The 18,384-nt window shown below is 70.5% G+C and carries 18 protein-coding genes; 11 read left to right on the top strand and 7 right to left on the bottom strand.

The window, feature by feature from the left end; genetic code table 11:
* The first annotated feature begins 54 nt into the window (after positions 1 to 54).
* Entirely contained in the window at positions 55 to 1,002 is a 948-nt protein-coding gene (locus tag REH65_RS22240; protein WP_406688942.1) for a GlxA family transcriptional regulator, read from the top strand.
* A gap of 141 nt (positions 1,003 to 1,143) precedes the next feature.
* Here the strand turns inward: REH65_RS22240 and REH65_RS22235 are convergent, their stop codons facing one another.
* A complete protein-coding gene (locus REH65_RS22235) occupies positions 1,144 to 1,716 on the bottom strand; it encodes a TetR family transcriptional regulator (protein WP_406688941.1) in 573 nt (190 codons plus the stop codon).
* Positions 1,717 to 1,821: 105 nt separating this feature from the next.
* Here REH65_RS22235 and REH65_RS22230 point away from each other — a divergent pair, with 105 nt between their 5' ends.
* Positions 1,822 to 2,994, top strand: coding sequence for an MFS transporter (locus tag REH65_RS22230; RefSeq protein WP_406688940.1), 1,173 nt, complete (start codon positions 1,822 to 1,824; stop codon positions 2,992 to 2,994).
* 7 nt (positions 2,995 to 3,001) lie between these two features.
* Here REH65_RS22230 and glgP read toward each other — a convergent pair whose 3' ends face one another.
* Positions 3,002 to 5,551: an alpha-glucan family phosphorylase gene (gene glgP / locus REH65_RS22225; RefSeq protein WP_281455001.1), complete on the bottom strand. Its 2,550-nt coding sequence runs from the start codon at positions 5,549 to 5,551 to the stop codon at positions 3,002 to 3,004.
* An 89-nt stretch (positions 5,552 to 5,640) separates the two neighbouring features.
* On the opposite strand from glgP, the gene REH65_RS22220 reads away from it, so the two are divergent.
* The 3 genes from REH65_RS22220 to REH65_RS22210 all read left to right on the top strand — a co-directional run bounded on the left by REH65_RS22220 (position 5,641) and on the right by REH65_RS22210 (position 9,335).
* Entirely contained in the window at positions 5,641 to 6,861 is a 1,221-nt protein-coding gene (locus REH65_RS22220; protein ID WP_406688939.1) for a peptidase, read from the top strand.
* Positions 6,862 to 7,146: 285 nt separating this feature from the next.
* The gene (locus REH65_RS22215) at positions 7,147 to 8,571 is read left to right on the top strand and encodes a neutral zinc metallopeptidase (RefSeq protein WP_406688938.1); all 1,425 of its coding nucleotides are present in this window, start codon (positions 7,147 to 7,149) and stop codon (positions 8,569 to 8,571) included.
* A 44-nt stretch (positions 8,572 to 8,615) separates the two neighbouring features.
* Positions 8,616 to 9,335: a tyrosine-protein phosphatase gene (locus REH65_RS22210; protein ID WP_406688937.1), complete on the top strand. Its 720-nt coding sequence runs from the start codon at positions 8,616 to 8,618 to the stop codon at positions 9,333 to 9,335.
* Positions 9,336 to 9,431: 96 nt separating this feature from the next.
* Here the strand turns inward: REH65_RS22210 and REH65_RS22205 are convergent, their stop codons facing one another.
* On the bottom strand, positions 9,432 to 10,352 hold the full coding sequence (locus tag REH65_RS22205; RefSeq protein WP_406693213.1) for a tetratricopeptide repeat protein: 921 nt from the start codon (positions 10,350 to 10,352) through the stop codon (positions 9,432 to 9,434).
* 376 nt (positions 10,353 to 10,728) lie between these two features.
* Here REH65_RS22205 and REH65_RS22200 point away from each other — a divergent pair, with 376 nt between their 5' ends.
* Complete coding sequence (locus tag REH65_RS22200) at positions 10,729 to 10,983, top strand: hypothetical protein (RefSeq protein WP_281455005.1); 255 nt, start codon at positions 10,729 to 10,731, stop codon at positions 10,981 to 10,983.
* Between the two features lie 70 nt (positions 10,984 to 11,053).
* Here REH65_RS22200 and REH65_RS22195 read toward each other — a convergent pair whose 3' ends face one another.
* Complete coding sequence (locus REH65_RS22195; RefSeq protein ID WP_093413563.1) at positions 11,054 to 11,356, bottom strand: MTH1187 family thiamine-binding protein; 303 nt, start codon at positions 11,354 to 11,356, stop codon at positions 11,054 to 11,056.
* A gap of 101 nt (positions 11,357 to 11,457) precedes the next feature.
* On the opposite strand from REH65_RS22195, the gene REH65_RS22190 reads away from it, so the two are divergent.
* Entirely contained in the window at positions 11,458 to 11,958 is a 501-nt protein-coding gene (locus tag REH65_RS22190; RefSeq protein ID WP_406688936.1) for a MarR family winged helix-turn-helix transcriptional regulator, read from the top strand.
* Here the strand turns inward: REH65_RS22190 and REH65_RS22185 are convergent.
* The 3 genes from REH65_RS22185 to REH65_RS22175 form a co-directional block, all read right to left on the bottom strand.
* Positions 11,955 to 12,314 carry a DUF3817 domain-containing protein gene (locus tag REH65_RS22185; protein ID WP_406688935.1) on the bottom strand — a complete coding sequence of 120 codons (360 nt, stop codon included), beginning with the start codon at positions 12,312 to 12,314 and terminating at the stop codon, positions 11,955 to 11,957. The two genes, REH65_RS22190 and REH65_RS22185, sit on opposite strands and share 4 nt — an antisense overlap.
* Positions 12,315 to 12,371: 57 nt before the next feature.
* Positions 12,372 to 12,698, bottom strand: a complete 327-nt coding sequence (gene cutA / locus REH65_RS22180; RefSeq protein WP_281455008.1) for a divalent-cation tolerance protein CutA — start codon at positions 12,696 to 12,698, stop codon at positions 12,372 to 12,374.
* A gap of 80 nt (positions 12,699 to 12,778) precedes the next feature.
* On the bottom strand, positions 12,779 to 14,164 hold the full coding sequence (locus tag REH65_RS22175; protein WP_406688934.1) for a glycoside hydrolase family 47 protein: 1,386 nt from the start codon (positions 14,162 to 14,164) through the stop codon (positions 12,779 to 12,781).
* 383 nt (positions 14,165 to 14,547) lie between these two features.
* On the opposite strand from REH65_RS22175, the gene REH65_RS22170 reads away from it, so the two are divergent.
* The 4 genes from REH65_RS22170 to REH65_RS22155 are packed head-to-tail and all read left to right on the top strand — an operon-like array spanning position 14,548 to position 18,375.
* Complete coding sequence (locus tag REH65_RS22170) at positions 14,548 to 15,522, top strand: LacI family DNA-binding transcriptional regulator (protein WP_406688933.1); 975 nt, start codon at positions 14,548 to 14,550, stop codon at positions 15,520 to 15,522.
* Positions 15,519 to 16,562, top strand: a complete 1,044-nt coding sequence (locus REH65_RS22165) for a class I mannose-6-phosphate isomerase (RefSeq protein WP_406688932.1) — start codon at positions 15,519 to 15,521, stop codon at positions 16,560 to 16,562. The genes REH65_RS22170 and REH65_RS22165 overlap by 4 nt, the downstream gene beginning before the upstream one ends.
* Entirely contained in the window at positions 16,559 to 17,323 is a 765-nt protein-coding gene (locus REH65_RS22160) for an ATP-binding cassette domain-containing protein (RefSeq protein ID WP_406688931.1), read from the top strand. The genes REH65_RS22165 and REH65_RS22160 overlap by 4 nt, the downstream gene beginning before the upstream one ends.
* Positions 17,323 to 18,375 (top strand): ABC transporter permease, encoded by a 1,053-nt coding sequence (locus REH65_RS22155; protein ID WP_406688930.1) that lies wholly within the window; start codon positions 17,323 to 17,325, stop codon positions 18,373 to 18,375. Before REH65_RS22160 ends, REH65_RS22155 begins: the two co-directional genes overlap by 1 nt.
* Positions 18,376 to 18,384: the final 9 nt, after the last annotated feature.

Below are 18,384 nucleotides of genomic sequence, written 5' to 3'. Positions count from 1 at the left end.
CATCTGCACCGATCTCGAAATGGCAGGAAGGACAACATTCGATAGGATCGTGCCATGCATCGCGTCGTCGTTCTCGCACTGGACGGTGTGTACCCGTTCGAGCTGGGCATCCCGCAGCGCGTGTTCGGCAGCGCCGACGGCCTCTACGAGATCATGACCTGCACGGTCGACGGTGCCCCGGTGCGCAGCAACGCCGACTTCATGGTCTCGGTCGAGCACGGGCCGGAGCTGCTGACCACCGCCGACACCGTGATCATCCCGCCGTTCGACGTGGCCCTGATCTCGCCGGAAATCCCCGATCCGGTGATGCGCGCCCTGACCGCGATCAGGGCCGGGACCCGGATCGTGTCCATCTGCACCGGGGCGTTCATGCTCGCCGCCGCCGGGCTGCTCGACGGAAGGCCCGCCACCACCCACTGGCTGCTGGCCGACGACTTCCGCCGCCTGTTCCCCTCGGTGCAGCTGGACCCGGACGTGCTGTTCGTCGAGGACGGTGACGTGCTCACCTCGGCCGGCGCCGCTTCCGGCATCGACGTGTGCCTGCACCTGGTGCGTTCCGACCACGGCAGCCAGGTCGCCAACCAAGTGGCGCGGCGCTGCGTGGTGCCGCCGTTCCGCGACGGCGGCCAGGCCCAGTACATCGAGCAGCCCGTCCCCGAACCGGGCGACCAGGGCACGGCGGCTGCCAGGGCGTGGGCGCTGGAGAACCTGCACCGGCCGTTGACCGTGGCCGACCTGGCCGAGCAGGCGCGGATGAGCAACCGCACGTTCGCCCGCCGCTTCCGCGACGAAGTCGGGGCCAGCCCCGGCCGGTGGCTGACGCAACAGCGGCTGGCTCGCGCGCGACAGCTGCTGGAGACCAGCGACCTGTCGATCGACCAGATCGCCGGTCAGGTCGGGTTCGCCACCGCCGCATCGCTGCGCCAGCACCTGCACGCGGCGATCGGGGTCGCCCCCGTGACCTATCGGCGCACCTTCCGGACCGGCGCGGCGGCGAGCTGAGCCAGGGGACCTTTCTGTCACCACCCCCGCCCGGTGGAGCCAAAGAAGGGAACCTTCCTGTCACCGACCTACCGGGCGTCGTGAGCAAGGGAACCTTCCTGTCACCGGCGTGAGCGAAAGGTTCCCATGCACCGCGTCGGCTCAGTCGGGGTTGGTGAGGCGGCGGACTGCTTCGCGGGAGGCCGCGCGCAGGTCGTCGACGTCGGTGTCGCCGAGGATCAGCCGGCTCAGCTGCGGGACGACGAGGGGCCAGCTGACCGCGCCGAGGGCGAGCAGGACGAGCACGCCCGGGTCGAGGTTGCCGGTGACGGCGCCGGTGCGCTGGGCGCGGCGGACGGCGTCGACCTTGTGGCGGTAGTGCTCGGCACGTTCGGATTCGGCGACGACGCCGCTGTCGCCGCGCTCCAGCGACTCCCACATGAGCAGGCGCAGGACGTGCGGGTTGGCGGCGTGGTAGGCGGCGAGCCGGTCGGCGTAGCCGGGCAGGTCCTCGCCGTCGATGGGAACCTCGGCGGCTAGTTCGGCCATCGCCGCTTCCAGCACGGCCGTGAACAGGGCGTCCTTGCTGCCGAAGTAGGCGTAGATCAGCTGCTTGTTGGCCTGGGCCTGCTTGGCGATGCGATCGACCCGGGCACCGGCGATGCCGTGCGCGGCGAACTCGGTCGTCGCGGCCTGGAAGATCCGGGCCTTGGTGGCTTCGGCGTTGCGGGACACAGCCGCACCATACCGCCGCGACCAACCGGTCGGTTGACACGCGCGAGGGCCGCCACCACACTGTAACCAACCAGTTGGTTACATCATTGTCCCTGCGGAGAGCTCATGACCGCCGTCGCCCCCGACACCGGGCGTCTCAGCCGCGCGCTGCTGTTCGCCGCCGCGCTGTGCGCCGGGATCACCGTCGCCAACATCTACCTCGCGCAGCCGATCATCGGCCCCATCGCCGAGACCTTCGGCGCCTCGCCGCAGAGCGCGGGAATCGTGGTGACCGCGGCGATGCTCGGCTACTCCGCCGGGCTGCTGTTCGTCATCCCCCTCGGCGACAGCCTCGACCGCCGCAAGATGGTCGGCACGCTCAGCGTCCTCACCGCCCTGCTGCTGGTGGGAAGTTCCCTCGCACCGTCGCTGCCGGTGCTGGCCGTGCTCGCCGGGCTGGCGGCCGTGACCACCGTCGTGCCGCAGATCCTGATCCCGCTCGTCGTGCAGCTGGCCGACCCTGCGCAGCGAGGCACCGCCATGTCCTGGGTCCAGGCCGGCCTGATCACCGGGATCATGGGTGCCCGCGTCGTGTCCGGGCAGCTGGCCGGGTTCATGGGGTGGCGGTCCGTGTTCGCCGTCGGCGCCGCGCTGACGCTCGTCGTCGGCCTGTGGACGGTGCGCGCGCTGCCCGGCGACGGCGAGCGGGAACCGGTGAACTACTGGTCGCTGCTGCGGTCGCTCCCCGGCTACCTGCGACGCGAACCCGGCCTTCGCCGCGCCTGCCTGCGCCAGGCCGGTGGTTTCGCGGCCTTCAACGCCATCTGGACCACCCTCGCCCTCGTGCTCACCGCACCACCGCACGGCTTCACGGTCGCCGAAGCCGGACTGTTCGGACTCCTCGGACTGATCAGCGCAGCGCTCGCACCCGTCGCCGGGAAGATGGTCGACCGGCGCGGCCCCCGCCTCGTCGGCGCGCTGGGCCTCGGCGTGCTCGCGTTCGCAGCACTCGTGATGATCCTCGGCACGAACTCGCTGATCGCGCTGCTCATCGGCACCGCAGCGGTCCCGATCGGCCTGCAGGTCGGTCAGGCCGCCAACCAGAACGCGGCGCTGTCGGTCAACCCCGCCGCAGGCGGCAGGCTGAACACGATCTTCATGCTCTCGACGTTCCTGGCGGGCGCCCTCGGCTCCGCCCTGGGCAGCGCCGCCTACGGCGCCTACGGGTGGCCGGGCGTGTGCGTCACCGCGCTGGTCTTCCTCGCCCTCGGCGCCTTCGGCATCCGCCGCGTGCGATGAAGGTTCCCTAGCCCGCCAGCACCACCTTGCCGAGCTCGGCCGGTTCCGACAGCAGCGGGTGCCGCGGCAGGACCCGCACGTTGTAGCCGGCCGGGCCCGCGTGCGGCAGGGTCACCGCCGCCGCGTAGCGGTCCTCGCCGATCGGCTTCATCGACGCGGTGACGAAGTCGTGCAAGACGTCGTTGTCATCGACCCGGCCCACCACGACCTCGACGTCCACGTCGGACGGGTCCAGACCGGCCAGGTCCACCCGGGCGCGCACCGTGACCTGCCCGCCGAGCAGCGGAGTCCCGTGATCCACCGACATCTCGGTGTCCCCGACCCGGACCCGGCTCCAAGCCGCCTGCAACCGCGCCCGGTAGTCGGCGATCTCCCGCGCCCCGCGGAAGTCGTCCGCGGACATCGCGCGCATCGACTGCGCAGCCGGCGTGTAGTGCACATCGACGTACTCGCGGATCATCCGCGACGCCTGCACCCTCGGCCCCAAGGTCGCCAGGGTGTGCCGCACCATCGACATCCACTTGCCCGGCACGCCGTCGCTGTTGCGCTCGTAGTACATCGGCGCCACGTGCTCGGAGATCAGCTCGTAGAGCGCGGCCGCCTCCAGGTCATCGCGCCGGTTCGGGTCGCTGACGCCGTCGGCCGTGGGAATCGCCCACCCGTTGCGGCCGTCGTACATCTCGTCCCACCAGCCGTCGCGCACCGACAGGTTCAGCACCCCGTTGAGCGCGGCCTTCATCCCCGACGTGCCGCACGCCTCCAACGAACGCACCGGGTTGTTCAACCACACGTCGCACCCCGTCACCAGGTAGCGGGCCAGCGACATGTCGTAGTCCGGCAGGAACACGATGCGATGCCGCACATCGGCGCTGTCGGCGAAGCGCACGATCCGCTGGATCATCGCCTTGCCGCCCTCGTCCGCCGGGTGGGACTTGCCCGCCACCACGATCTGCACCGGGCGCCGGGAATCCAGCAGCAACTCCCGCAGGCGCTCGGTGTCGCGCAGCATCAACGTGGCGCGCTTGTAGGTGGGAACCCGCCGCGCGAAACCGATGGTGAGCACCTCGGGATCGAAAACCGAGTCGCACCAGCCCAGTTCCAGGTCCGAGGCGCCGCGCTGCTTCCAGGCCACGCGCAGCCTCCGCCGCACCTCGTCGATCAGCCGCTGCCGCAGCGAGCACCGCAGCTCCCACAGCAGCGAATCGCTGACCGGTTCCATCCCGCGCAACCCGGCACCGCTGTCCATCTCGGACTCGCCCAGCAGCTTGCCCAGCTCCCGCGCCGACCACGTGGGCCCGTGCACGCCGTTGGTGACCGAGCGGATCGGGACCTCCTCGACCCCGAACCCCGGCCACAGGTTGCGGAACATCTTGCGGATCACTTCGCCGTGCAGCTCCGAGACCCCGTTGGCGCGCTGCGCCAACCGCAACCCCATGTGGGCCATGTTGAACATGCCCGGGTTGTCCTCGGCCCCCAGCGCCAGCACCCGCTCCGACGGCACGCCCGGCAGCAACGGCCGCTCAGCACCGTCGTCGAAGTAGTGCCGCACCAGGTCCACCGGGAACCGGTCGATCCCGGCCGGAACCGGGGTGTGCGTGGTGAACACCGTTCCCGCCCGCACCGCCGCGGTGGCCTGGTCGAACTCCAGCCCCGGGTCGGCCTGCAGCTCGCGGATCCGCTCCAGCCCCAGAAAACCGGCGTGGCCCTCGTTGGTGTGGAACACCTCGGGCTGCGGGTGCCCGGTGATCCGGCAGTAGGCGCGCACCGCCCGCACCCCGCCGATGCCGGCGAGGATCTGCTGGCGGATCTTGTGCTCGGCGTCGCCGCCGTAGAGGCGGTCGGTGGTGCCGCGCAGGTCGTCGTCGTTGTCCGGCAGATCGCTGTCGAGCAGCAGCAGCGGAACCCGCCCGACCTGCGCCTTCCACACCCTCGCGTGCAGCGTGCGGCCCGCGGGCATCGCGACCTCCACCACGACCGGGCGGTTGTCGGCGTCGGTGAGCACCTCCAGCGGCAGGCCGCGCGGGTCGATCACCGGGTAGTGCTCGACCTGCCAGCCCTCCGACGACAACCCTTGCCGGAAGTAGCCCGAGCGGTACAGCAGCCCGACGCCGATGAGGGGAACCCCCAGGTCGGACGCGGACTTGAGGTGATCACCCGCGAGCACGCCCAGGCCGCCCGAGTAGTTCGGCAGCGCCTCGGTCAGCCCGAACTCCATCGAGAAGTAGGCGATCGAGGCGGGAAGTTCGGCGCCCTCGTCCTGCCGCTGCTGGTACCAGCGCGGCACCGTCAGGTAGCGGCGCAGGTCGTCACCCACCGCGCGGGTGCGCGCCAGGAAGTCCTCGTCGGCGGCCAGCTGCCGCAACCGCTCCGCGGGCACCTCGGACAGCATCCGCAGCGGATCGGCTCCCACCGCCGCCCACACCTGCGGATCGACCGCAGAGAACAGGTCCTGGGTCGGCGGGTGCCAGGCCCAGCGCAGGTTGGTGGCCAGCTTGCCCAGAGCGGCGAGCGGCTCGGGCAGGTGGGCCCGGACGGTGAAGCGGTGGACTGCTCTCACGGGAGCGGACCCTATCTCGCTCGACACGCTCGCGTGCGACGCGCACCGACGCCGCCGAGACCCCCGAGACGGGTGGGAAGCTGGGGTGCGTGCGTGCATTCGGACTCGTCGCGGTGACCATCGCGCTGATCATCAGCGCCTGCTCCACGCCCGCTGCGCCACCGCCGGGTGTGGCGGAACCCACGGTCGATCCGGGGTTCGTGCACGGCACCGACGGCGGCGGCACCGACCGGTTGGCGGCCACCGTCGTCACCGACGTGCAGCGCTACTGGGCGCAGGCCTACCCCGAGACGTTCGGTTCCCCGTGGCGGGATCTCGACGGCGGGTTCTTCTCGGTCGACACCAACGACGCCACAGGAACCGCGCCGCCCTGCGCGTCCGACCCGCGGGAGGTGGAGGGCAACGCCTACTACTGCCAGTCGGTGGACGCCATCGCCTGGGACCGGGCGGCGCTGCTGCCGGTGCTGCGCGAGCACTACGGGGACACGGCCGTGGCGGTCGTCCTGTCCCACGAGATCGGGCACGCCGTGCAGCAGCGAGCCGGGCTCGCCGACGGCGAACCGCTGCGGCTGGAGTCGATGGCCGACTGCTACGCGGGATCGTTCCTGCGCTGGGTCTCCGACGGCCGCGCCCCGCACCTGCGCACCAGCCCGGACCGGCTCGACGACGCGCTGCGCGCCATCACGGTCTTCCGCGATCCGGTGGGCACCTCCGGTCACGGCACCGCGTTCGACCGGGTGACGGCGTTCCAACAGGGCTTCGACAGCGGGCCGCGCGGCTGCGCCCAGGTGCGCGAGAGCGAGGTGGCCGAGCCGACCGACGCCGACCCGAACGCTCCCCTCGCCTCGGTCCTGGACACGACCGCGATCGCCGACTACTTCGGCGACGTCGTCACCGAACGCGGCGGGCGATGGGTTCCCCCGGCCCGCGCGGCCCGCTGCGCGGGCGCCAGCGGGCCGGTCGGCTTCTGCCCCTCGCCCCCGACGGTCGCCGCGGACCCGGCCGGTCTCGCCGGCACCCACGACGACGTCGGAGACCAGGCCGTCACCACCCTCATCGCCTCCCGCTACGCCCTGGCGGCGCTGACCGAACTCGGCCACCGCCCGACCGGGGCCGCGATCTCCTGCCTGACGGGAGCGTTCACCGCAGCCCAACCGCACCTGTCCCCCGGCGACCTGGACGAGGCGGTGCGGATCGTCCTGGAATCCGACGCGGTGTCACGCGGCGGAGGGACCCCGATGAGCGGCTTCGACCGGATCGCGTCCTTCCGCGACGGCGTCCGCTCCGGCTCCGGCGGGTGCCTGACGTGAGCAAGGGAACCTTCCTGCTACAACGGCCAGGCCCGTGAGCTGAGCAAGGGAGCCTTCCTGTCACTCCCGTCGGCCCCGCGGGCGGGGCGTGGGAACCTTCCTGTCATTCCTTGATCGGCGGCCTCCGAGATCGGACGTGACGAAGATCGGTCACCCGATAGGCTGCTGCGCGACGACCGGGCCGCGCGACCAGCCCGGTGCGAACGAATTCGGTACCGGCGGCGAGATGGGGCGCGTGGAGTGGTGGCGACGGCAAGTTCGCGGCGGAGGCGGATCCTCGGTGCCGTGATCTCGGCATTCACCTGCGCATCGCTGGTCAGCGGGTGTTCTCAGGTCATCAGCGGTGTTCCCACCACGTTGGGCGGCTATTCGACGACCAGCGTGGCCGGGCTGCCCGCCGCCGACGGGCCGAGCGGGCCGAAGGACGGTGCGCCGCAGGCCCCGCTTCCGGTGGAGGGCACCGACAACGGCGAGATGGACAAGATCGCGCGCAACGCGGTCGCCGACGTCGACGCCTACTGGGCCGAAGCCTTCCCGGACGCGTTCCGCGGCAAGAAGTTCGAGCCCCTCAAACGCCTGATCTCCTACGACTCGGGCGCTCCCGGCGGCCCGTTGTGCGGGCAGAACACCGCGGGCATGGTCAACGCCTTCTACTGCCCGACCGAGGACCTCGTCGCCTGGGACCGCGGAACGCTGCTGCCGCAGCTCAACAACAGCTTCGGGCCGCTGGCGGTGGTGACCGTGCTGGCGCACGAGATGGGTCACGCCGTGCAGCACCGGGCGGGCACCGTTGAGCAGAACGATCCCGTCATCGTGCTGGAGCAGCAGGCGGACTGCTTCACCGGCGCCTACTTCCGGCACGTCGCCGAGGGGTCGTCGCAGTACTTCCAGGTGTCCACCGGTTCGGGCCTCAACGAGGTCATGGGCGTGCTCAACTTCATCCGGGACTCACCGGGGACCTCGGACTTCACCGGCAGCAACGCGCACGGCACCGCTTTCGACCGGGTCAGCGCCTTCCAGTACGGGTTCAGCGACGGTCCGCAGCGCTGCGCGGAGATGACCAACGAGGAGGTCACCCAGCGCACGACGCTGTTCCAGAACTGGAAGCCCGCCCAGCAGGAGACCGAGCTGCCCATCGACGACCGGAGCCTGCGGGCGGTCGCGGACAGCCTGCACGCGGTCTTCCGGGACACCGGGGTCGAGCCGCCGGAGATCGTGAACGACCCCAAGACGTGCTCCGGCCGGCAACCGACGTCTCCCGCCTCGTACTGCTCGGAGACGAACACGATCTCGCTGAACGTGCCGGAGCTGCGCGAGATCGCGACCCCGCCGAGCAAGAACAGCCAGTCCGCCGGGTACGGCGACTTCGCCGCCTACGCCCAGGTCGCCTCCCGGTACGCGCTGTCGGTGCAGAAGGCGGCGGGTTACTCCCTCGACGACGAGGCCGCCGGGCTGCGCACGGCGTGCATGGTGGGCGCGTGGAGCGGGCTGCTGGTGGAAGATCCGATCGGCCAGCGCAACCCCGTCGGCAAGCTGCGGATCGTGCCGCAGGACATCGACGAGGGCGTGTCGGCGCTGCTCGGTGACGAGAGCCTGATCTCGGCGAACGTCAACGGTGACCAGGTCCCGGTCGGTTTCGCCCGGGTGGAGGCGTTCCGCGTCGGCGTGCAGGAGGGCCTGTCCCCCTGCACGACGAAGTACGACGGCTGAGGCGTTCTCGGACAACCCCGCGCGGGCCCGCACGTCCCCAGAACATGAGCCGACAGCGGATCCTGGACTTCGACGGTCTCGTCAACGCCCGCGACCTGGGCGGTCTGGCCGCTGCGGGCGGGCGGACCCGCTGGGGTGCGGTGGTGCGCGCCGAACACCCGGCGAACTTGAGCGCATCGGGCTGGGGCGACGTTCAGCGGCACGGGGTGCGCACGATCATCGACCTGACCGGCGAGGACGAGGCCGAACCCGATCGGGGCCCGCGCCCGGCCGGGATGACCACCATCCGGATCCCGCTGGACGATCCGTCCGACACCGAGTTCTGGGACCGGTGGGGCGGGGTGTTCAGCGGCACGCCCCTGTACTACGGGCCGTTCCTGGACCGGTTCCCCGGACGCGTCGCCGAGGTCGTCGACGCGCTGGTCCGCGCCGAGCCGGGCGGCGTGCTGCTGCACTGCGGCGGCGGCCGGGACCGCACCGGGCTGATCGTGCTGGTCCTGCTCGCCTCGCTCGGGGTGAGCGCGGCCGACATCGCCGAGGACTACGCGCTGAGCCACCAGCGCCGCGCGGAGCTGTGCGCGATGGCGGGGCTGGGTGACGACACCCCGAAGATCCGGGCATTCCTCGCCGAGCGGGGCACCACCGAGGGCCGAGCCCTCGACGAGGTTCTCGGCGGCCGCGACTTCACCGACTACCTGCGCACCGCCGGGCTCGGGGAGGAGGGGTTGGCCGCGCTCCGCGAACGCCTGCTGGACCCGGCGTGAGCGGTGGAAGGGAACCTTTCTCCCACCGGGACGCGCGAACGCCCCCGACACCGGTGGTGGTGCCGAGGGCGTTCGCGCGCTGGAACGGCGCGCTGATCAGAACAGGGCGCTGGCGAGGTTGCGGCGGGCCTTGGTGACCCGCTCGTCGCCGTCCGGGAAGATCTCGAACATCTCGACCAGGTGCGTGCGCACGCGGTCGCGGTCGTCGCCCGAGGTGCGCTTGACGGTCTGGATCAGGCGCGTGAAGCCCTCCTCGACCTTGCCGAATGCGACCTCCGCGTCGGCTGCGGCGAGCTGGGCGTCGATGTCGTCCGGGGCCGCGTCGGCGCGCTCGACGGCCGACGGGTCGGCCTGCTCGGCGCGCGCCATGAACCGCACCTGCATCAGGGCGGCCTTGGCCTGCTCGTTGTTCGGCTCGCTGTCGAGGATCTGCTGGTAGGCGGCCTCGGCCGCGGCGTAGTCGCCGTTCTCCAGGGCGTCCTCGGCGGCGGTGAACCGCGGGTCCTCGGGCTCCTCTTCGGGCTCGGCCGCCGCGGCGCCCTCCTCGGCCGCGCGGATGCCGGGCAGCTGGTCGCGCAGGGCGTTGAGCAGCGAGCTGATCCACTCGCGCAGCTGCGGCTCGGGCTGCGCTCCGGCGAACCCGTCGACCGGCTGGCCGCCGGCCACCGCGATCACCATCGGCACCGACTGCACCTGGAACAGCTGCGCGATGCGCGGGTTGGCGTCGACGTCGATCTTGGCCAGCACCCAGGAACCGTTGCCTTCGAGCGCGAGCTTCTCCAGCGCGGGGGACAGCTGCTTGCACGGCTCGCACCAGGTGGCCCACAGGTCAACGACGACCGGGACCTGCAGGGACCGCTCGACCACCTCGGCCTGGAAGTCGGCCTCGGTGACCTCGATGATCGCCGGGTGGGCTTGCCCGGCCGCGCCGTCGCCACCACCGGGCGGCTGGGCGGCGGAGTTCGCGGCGGCCTCGGCACGGTTCTTGAGTGCCGACAGGTCGACCGCGCCCGACATCGCGGCGGACATGGCTGCTGCGTTCTGGCGTGGATCCGGCCTCGTCACGCGTCCATCCTGACACGTCCGACCAGCGGCGTGGTGCGTGGGCGGGCGATGCGGGGAACCTTTCTCGCACGGCGCGCCACAAGGTCACGTCCGGGCGGCGGCCGGGTCACCGAATGCGCTCGACCCGACACGCCGAGAACATCAGAGATCAATTCGAACCGGTGAACGAAGCCACTCGAAAAGGTGGTGTTGGCGATCAACCCCTCAGGTATCCCCGCAGTGATCGCCGAAGAGGACACAGAGCCCACGAGGGACTGCTGTCCTCCGTGGGTTGCGGGGTCTCTCGTGGGGGACCTTCGGCCAGTAGTTCAACGAGAGGTTCGAAACAGTGCGTATTGCAACTCGTGTTGCCGGTGCCGCCGGCGTCGCCGCCCTCAGCATCGTGACCCTGGGCAGCGCCGCGTTCGCTGACACCGCCGACAACGACGGCGTCAACCTGCTGGACGACAACAACATCAGCGCCGTCCCGGTGCAGGCCTGCGGCAACAACGTGGGTGCCGCCATCGGCGTCGTCGTCCCGGTCCTGTCGCCGCAGAGCAGCGAGTGCGTCAACGCCCCGGTGGTCGACCACCCGCAGGGCTGACGTCAGTCGCAAGCCTGACGTGACAACGGGGGTGGTGTCGATGACGACACCACCCCCGTTCCGCGTTCACCTACTGTTCCCGGAGATGTTGCTCGACCCGCTCGACCTTCTCCCGCAGCTGCCCGGTGTGCCCGGGGCGGATATCGGCCTTGAGCACCAGGCTGGTGCGCGGCGCGTGCGCCGAGACCGCCTCCGTGGCCCGCTTGACCACGTCCATGACCTCGTCCCACTCGCCCTCGATCGTGGTGAACATCGAGGTCGTCTCGTGCGGCAGACCGGAATCCCGCACCACCTTCACCGCGGCTGCGACCGCCTCGCTGACGCTGTCGCTCTCACCGGCACCGCTCGGGGCAACACTGAAGGCCACCAGCACGTCCGCTCCCATCGCCTGATCCACGTTGACATGAGTCCTAGAAGAAGTACTAGCAGCACAGCCATCGGGCTCGCACTCTCGCGCTGCTAGCGTCGGTGGTTATGAGCTCCCGTGGTCCACTGCCCTTCGACCCCATCGCGCGCGCGGCCGAGACCTGGGCAGAGCGGATCGGCCCGTCCACGACGATGGCCGCGGTGACCAGCGTGATGCGCGTGCAGCAGATCCTGCAGTCCGCCGTCGACAACGCGCTGCGCCCGCACAACCTGACCTTCGCGCGTTACGAAGCGCTGGTGCTGCTGACCTTCTCCAAGCGCGGCAGCCTGCCGATGCGCGTCATGGGTGACCGGCTGCAGCTGCACCCCACCAGCGTCACCAACATCGTCGACCGGCTCGAGCAGGACGGACTGGTCCGCCGCGTCCCGCACCCGACCGATCGGCGCACCACCCTGGTGGAGATCACCGACGAGGGCCGCAACCTCATGCAGAAGGCCACCGACGCGGTCAACCAGATCGACTTCGGCCTCGGCGGCATCACCGAGCGCCAGACCCAGCAGCTGACCGAACTCCTCGGCAAGGTCCGCCACGCGGCGGGCGACTTCTAGTTCAGCTCCTTGAGGGCGTAGCGGACCTGCCCCCAGAAGGTCGGCGCATCGGACTCCGGTTCGGTGAGCAGGCCCTTCCGCTGGGCCCAGCGCTCGAACCACACGGTGGCCAGCGGCGGCACCGAGGCCACCAGGGCGAGCGCCAACGTCCAGAAGCGCCACCGCAGCGGGCTGAACACGACCAGCGTGATCAGCACGTACGCGGTGAACATGGCTCCGTGCACGGAACCCATGATGGTCACGCCCAGCGGCCAGCCGAGCCCGTACTTGAACGCCATCGCCACCAGCAGACCCGCCCAGGAGAACGCCTCGGCGATCGCCACCAGCCGGAACCACCCGCCATAGCCACGCGGCACGTCGACCCCACTTCCGATTGCACGGCACCTCCTAGCGAGTGTGCCTGGTGGCGCGCGTCACGGGGACGGTGGAGTGGTCTGCTCGTCGACCCACGTCAGGTAGTCCGGGTTCCCGCCGACGATCGGCGTCGCGATGATCTCGGGCACGTCGTAGCCGTGATGGGCCTTCAGGTGCGCGATGAGGGGGTCCAACCTGCCACCGGAGGTCTTGATCTGCAGCTGCCACTCCGGGTCGTCCTGAGCCGCGCCGTCCCACACGTAGAAGCTGCGGATCGGCACGACCTGCACGCACGCCCCCAACCGCGCCTCCACGACACCCCGCGCGAGCTCGGCGGCGGATTCCTCGGAATCGGTGGTGGTCACCACCAGCACGTGATCGGCCATGACACCAGCGTATCCGCGCGGCGCAGCGCACATGGGAACCTTCCTGTCACCGCGGTGGCAGGAAGGTTCCCATGCTCAGGTCAGCGCCGCGCTCCCCGCAGCAGGTTCGCCTCGGTGCTCAGGTAGTTGTCCCGGTAGTCGAGGCGCGGGGTGTCGGAGAACAGCAGCCAGTAGTACTTCATCTGCTCCGACCACCAGTAGCCCGGGCACGTGTCCTCTTGGGACGGTGGCGTGGCCGTCACGTCGGCCAGGGACGCGAAACCGTAGGTCGTCTTGGACGTGCTCCGCATGTTCTCGAAGTGGATGCGGGCGCGTTCGCGGAACACCTCGTCGCCGGTGGCCAGCCACAGCATCAGCGCCGAGTCCGCGAACTCCGGGCGCAGCGCGTTGTCGACGCGCGTGGCGGTCATCGTCGAGTAGTCCACGAAGGTCGGGATCACGCCGAAGCGGTCCTGCACGACGGAGAACGCGTCGTGGTAGGCGCGGCCTTCGGCGAGATGGCCGGATTCGGCGAGCAGTCCCGCGTAGAAACCGGCGAGGACGCTCTGCTCGCGGCTGAGCACCTCCCCGGTGAACGCGTCGACCTGCGGGAACCACAACAGCCCGTCCCGCCGTTCGGCCTGCCGCGTCAGGATCGCCTCGGTGAGGGTGTCGTACCACTGCTTGAGGTCGGGGTCGCCGAAGAGCCGGTACCCGTCCCAGAGGTACTCGTAGTAGGAGTCTCCGGGCGGGCCGATGGTGGCCTGCCGGTTGCGCCACCGGCCGGTCTCGGCGTTGATGTCGTGCGGCAGCAGGCCGAGTTCGGTGCGGTTGTCGTAGGCGACGCGCATCGCCCGCTTCGCCAGGTCGTAGTAGCGGGAATCCCCGGTCCACTGCGTGAGGACGCCGAATTCGGCGATGTAGGTGCCGATCTCGACGATGTTGGTCTCAGGGTCGCTGACCTGCCCGGTCGCCAGGTTCACGTACCGGTAGGGCAGTCCCGTCGGTGACCGGGTGAAGGCCGGCAGCAGCCGGTCGGCGATGTCCTTGGCGCGATCGAGCAGCCGGGAATCACCGGTGCAGTGGTAGGCGGCGGCGAGCCCGCCGACCATGCGGATGTTGGTCTCGAAGGCCTGGAACGGCGCGTCGATGTCGAAGTCCAGGTGGTCGACGATCCACTGCACGGCAAGGGCGACCTCGTCGTCGGCCTCCATCAGCCACAGCGTGTCGACCGCCTCGACCAGGCTCAACCCCACCGAGTGGCCCTCGACGAAGAAGTCCTCCCGACCACCGGAGATCGGCTTGATGTGATCGGCGCCGAGAGCGCGATCGACGTAGTGGCGCCACGCCCACAGGTATTCCTCGCGGACGGTGTCGGCGACCGGTTTCCAGCTCCCCTGAGCCGAAACCGGACCGGCCGTGGTCGAGATCGTCCCACCTGCCACCGCGACGGCACCCAACGCGCGCAACACGGACCTTCTGGACATGCCTGGAAGCATCGTCATCTCCGCACCTGGACAACCTTGTCAAGCCACGCAGCACCACCGTCGCGGGCCGTCGCCGACCAGGTCAACGCGCAGCGCCGTTCCTGTCGTTTTTGGACACGGCGAGCATCGATCAGCCGCACCGGTTGCCGCCGTCGGGCGCCTTGACCACGACCTTCACACCGACGAAACGGGAGCGAGGGAACCTTTCTCCCATCTCCCGCGCGCGAAAAGAGCCCTTCCACCGGCTGGGCCGAGCAGAGCATTCCGCGCATCCGGCTGCAGCAGGTTCGGCCTCCTGGCGTTGACACGGCGATCTTCCGCGGGGTCCAATCCGCGACATCATGACAACGTTGTCTGATTCGAGGAACGTTCGTCGTGCCACCATGACCGACGTGGCGCGGCTGGCCGGCGTGAGCGTCAAAACGGTCTCCCGCGTCGTCAACGCCGAGGCCGGCGTGCACCCGGTGACCGCGCAGCGCGTGCTGTCGGCGATCGACCAGCTCGGGTTCCGCCGCAACGTCAGCGCCCGAAACCTGCGCCGCGGCACCGGAACCGGAACGCTCGGCCTGGTCCTGGAAGACCTGGCCAACCCCTTCTACTCGGTGCTGACCCGCGCGGTGGAGGAAATCGCCCGCGTCCAGGGCAAGCAGGTGCTCACCGGTTCCTCCGACGAGGACCCCACCCGCGAGCGGGAGCTGGTCCTGGAGTTCTGCTCGCGGCGCGTCGACGGACTCGTCGTCGTTCCCGCAGGTCACCAGCACGGCTACATCGCGCACGAGATCAACGCCGGAACACCGGTGGTGTTCGTCGACCGACCACCGGGCAACCTCGACGCCGATGCGGTGCTCATCGACAACGCCGGCGGCACCGCGCAGGCGGCGCGGCACCTCGCCGACCACGGGCACCGCCGCATCGCGTTCCTCGGCGACTCCCCCGACATCCACACCGCGGCCGAGCGGCTGCGCGGATTCCGGGAAGGCTGCGCCCAGGCCGGTGTCCCCTTCGACGCCGACCTGGTCGTGATGGGCCCGCACGACGACACCACCGTCGCCGAAGCCCTGTCCGGGCCGCTGCGCGACGCCACCGCGCTGGTCACCGGCAACAACCGGATCACCGTGCACGCGCTGCGGGCGCTGGCCGGACGGCCGGACCGCCCGGCGCTGGTCGGCTTCGACGACTTCGAACTGGCCGACCTGCTGGATCCACCGATCACCGTGGTCACCCACGACACCTGGGCGTTGGGCAAGTCCGCGGCCGAGTTGCTGTTCGCGCGGCTGGACGGCGACACCTCGCCGCCCGGTCGCGTGGTCGTCCCGACCAGGCTGCTGGTCCGAGGCTCTGGAGAGGTAGTGCGTTGAGTTCCGTCCACGGTTCACCTCCCGCGCGGGTCACGGCCCTGCCGGCGAACCAGCCCCGGCAGTTCTACCGGGGTGGCGCGTCGATCGCCGCGCTGCGCGGCGGTGGTCACGACAGCGAGTTCGGCCCCGAGGACTGGGTCGCCTCCACCACCGCCCGCTTCGGGCACGACGAGTCCGGGCTCTCCCGCCTGCCCGACGGGAGGCTGCTGCGCGACGCCGTCAGCGCCGACCCGCGGGCCTGGCTGGGAGCCGAGCACACCTCGACCTTCGGCGACAGCACCGCGCTGCTGGTGAAGCTGCTCGACGCCGGGCAGCGGCTGCCGGTGCACTGCCACCCCGACAACGGTTTCGCCCAGCAGCACCTGGGTTCGCGCTTCGGCAAGACCGAGGCGTGGATCGTGGTGGGAACCAGCGGTCCGAACCCCGTGGTGCACCTGGGTTTCCGGGACGACGTGTCACCGGAGACCGTCGCCGAGTGGGTGCGCACCCAGGACTCCACGGCGATGCTGGGCTCGCTGAACGAGATCCCGGTCAAACCGGGCGACACGGTGCACGTGCCCGCGGGCACACCGCACGCCATCGGCGCCGGGGTGTTCATCGTCGAGCTGCAGCAACCCACCGACTTCTCGATCACCTTGGAATGGCGGGGATTCCTGTCCGACGCCGAGAGCGCGTTCCTCGGCCTGGAGACCGCCACCGCCCTGGAAACCGTCAACCGCACCCGGTTCGACGACGCGCTCCTGTCGTCGTTGATCAAGCGCACCGGCGATGCGGGTGAAGGACGCGTTCCGCTGCTGGCCGATGACGCCGCACCGTTCTTCCGCGCGGACCGCCTGCACGGATCGGCCGAACTGGACCCGTCATTCGGGGTGCTGATCGTCCTCGACGGCAGCGGCGAGCTGCACTGCGCGGAAGGTTCCCCTCTGCAGCTCAACCGGGGCACCACCGCCGTCGTGCCGCACGCCGCGGGGGCGACCCGAATCGAAGGCGACCTCACCACCGTGCTGTGCAGACCTCCGTCAGCTGGGAGCCACGCATGACCGAACCCCTTCTCGAAGCACGCGACCTCGTCAAGCGCTACGGCAGCGTGGAGGCGCTGCGCGGAGCGTCCTTCACCGTGCACCCCGGTGAAGTGGTGGCGCTCATCGGCGACAACGGTGCGGGCAAGTCGACCCTGGTGAAGTGCCTGTCCGGGGTGGAACAGCCCGACTCGGGCCAGATCCTGGTCAACGGCGAACCGGTGTCGCTGGACTCCCCGACCGCAGCCCGCGGTCACGGGATCGAAACCGCCTACCAGGACCTGGCCGTGGCGCCGGACCTGGATCCGGCCGCGAACCTGTTCCTCGGCCGCGAGATCCGCAAACCGGGTTTGCTCGGCAAGATCGGGATGCTGGACAAGGCGAAGATGCGCGCCGAAGCGACCGAGCAGTTCGCCAAGTTCGGGGTGTCGCTGCAGGACCTGTCGGTGCCGATCGGTTCCCTCTCCGGCGGCCAGCGCCAGAGCGTCGCGGTGGCGCGCTCGGTGGCGTGGGCGAGCCGGTTGGTGTTCCTCGACGAACCCACCGCCGCGCTGGGTGTGGTGCAGCGCGAACGCGTCCTCGACGTCGTCCGCCGCGTCCGCGACACCGGCATGGCCGTCGTGCTGATCAGCCACAACATGCCCGAGGTGCTCTCGGTCGCCGACCGCGTCGAGGTGCTGCGCCTGGGCAACCGCGTCGCCCGGTTCAAGGCCGCCGAAGCCCAGTTGGAGGACCTGGTCGGTGCGATGACCGGGGCCCTGGCCCAGGAGGACGCGAGCTGATGCCCACTCCGCAGAAGACCTCCGCCGAGACCCCGGTGCAGCAGACGCCGGACGACAAGACCGCGAGCCTGCGCTCGCGGCTGGCCGGCTCCAACACGGTGTGGACCGGCCTGGTGCTGGTGGCGTTGTGCGTGCTGTTCGGCGCGCTGCGCCCGGACGCGTTCCTGACCCTGTTCAACGTGCAGAACCTGCTGGTGCAGGCCGCTCCGCTGCTGATGCTCGCGGTCGGCATGACCTTCGTGATCATCACCTCCGGGATCGACCTGTCGGTGGGGTCGGTTCTGGTGTTCGCCGGGGTCGTCTCGGCGATGACCATGGAAGCGCTCAGCGGCGGTGACGCCACCGGCGCCGGGTGGGGCGTGATCGTCATCGGCCTGGTCGTGTCGCTGCTCGGCGGCGCGGTGTGGGGTCTGCTCAACGGCCTGCTGGTGGCGGTGGCGCGGGTGCCCGCGCTGATCGTCACGCTCGGCTCGTTCGGCGCGGCGCTGGGTGCCGCGCAGCTGCTGACCAACGGCGTCGACGTGCGCACGGTTCCCTCGGTGCTGCGCACCACGCTGGGCACCGGAACGTCGTTCGGGGTGGTGCCGAACCTGGTGATCCTGGCCGCGATCATCACGCTGCTGGCGTGGTGGCTGCTGCACACCACGGTTTTCGGCCGCTACACCTACGCGATCGGTTCCAACGCCGAGGCCGCTCGACGCAGTGGCATCAAGGTGACCCGCCACCTCGTGGTGGTCTACGCGCTGACCGGTGTGCTGGCGGGTCTGGCCGGGTTCATGTCGTTGGCCTACTTCGGCACGACCACGATCAGCGGCCACAGCAACGACAACCTCAACTCGATCGCCGCGGTGGTGCTCGGCGGGACCAGCCTGTTCGGCGGCATCGGGTCGATTCTCGGCAGCGTCATCGGCATCTTCATCCCGGCGGTGCTCGACGCCGGGTTCGTGATGGCCGGTGTTCGCCCGTTCTGGCAGCCGATCGCCGTCGGGGCGGTCCTGGTCGCCGCGGTCTACCTGGACCAGCGGCGGCGGCGAGCCCGCAACAGCCGGTGAGAACCCCAG

Source organism: Saccharopolyspora sp. ID03-671 (assembly GCF_045278815.1).
Taxonomy (GTDB): Bacteria; Actinomycetota; Actinomycetes; order Mycobacteriales; family Pseudonocardiaceae; genus Saccharopolyspora; species Saccharopolyspora ipomoeae.
The sequence above is the reverse complement of the archived record's forward strand: the minus strand, read 5'-3'. Positions and strand labels throughout refer to the sequence as shown.

What these genes read in the sequence shown, in the direction of transcription:
- REH65_RS22240 (WP_406688942.1), top strand. Translation starts at nt 55, where the DNA reads ATGCATCGCGTCGTCGTTCTCGCACTGGACGGTGTGTACCCGTTCGAG.
- REH65_RS22230 (WP_406688940.1), top strand. Translation starts at nt 1,822, where the DNA reads ATGACCGCCGTCGCCCCCGACACCGGGCGTCTCAGCCGCGCGCTGCTG.
- REH65_RS22210 (WP_406688937.1), top strand. Translation starts at nt 8,616, where the DNA reads ATGAGCCGACAGCGGATCCTGGACTTCGACGGTCTCGTCAACGCCCGC.
- REH65_RS22205 (WP_406693213.1), bottom strand. Translation starts at nt 10,352, where the DNA reads ATGTCGGGCGCGGTCGACCTGTCGGCACTCAAGAACCGTGCCGAGGCC.
- REH65_RS22190 (WP_406688936.1), top strand. Translation starts at nt 11,458, where the DNA reads ATGAGCTCCCGTGGTCCACTGCCCTTCGACCCCATCGCGCGCGCGGCC.
- cutA (WP_281455008.1), bottom strand. Translation starts at nt 12,698, where the DNA reads ATGGCCGATCACGTGCTGGTGGTGACCACCACCGATTCCGAGGAATCC.
- REH65_RS22175 (WP_406688934.1), bottom strand. Translation starts at nt 14,164, where the DNA reads ATGTCCAGAAGGTCCGTGTTGCGCGCGTTGGGTGCCGTCGCGGTGGCA.
- REH65_RS22170 (WP_406688933.1), top strand. Translation starts at nt 14,548, where the DNA reads ATGACCGACGTGGCGCGGCTGGCCGGCGTGAGCGTCAAAACGGTCTCC.
- REH65_RS22160 (WP_406688931.1), top strand. Translation starts at nt 16,559, where the DNA reads ATGACCGAACCCCTTCTCGAAGCACGCGACCTCGTCAAGCGCTACGGC.
- REH65_RS22155 (WP_406688930.1), top strand. Translation starts at nt 17,323, where the DNA reads ATGCCCACTCCGCAGAAGACCTCCGCCGAGACCCCGGTGCAGCAGACG.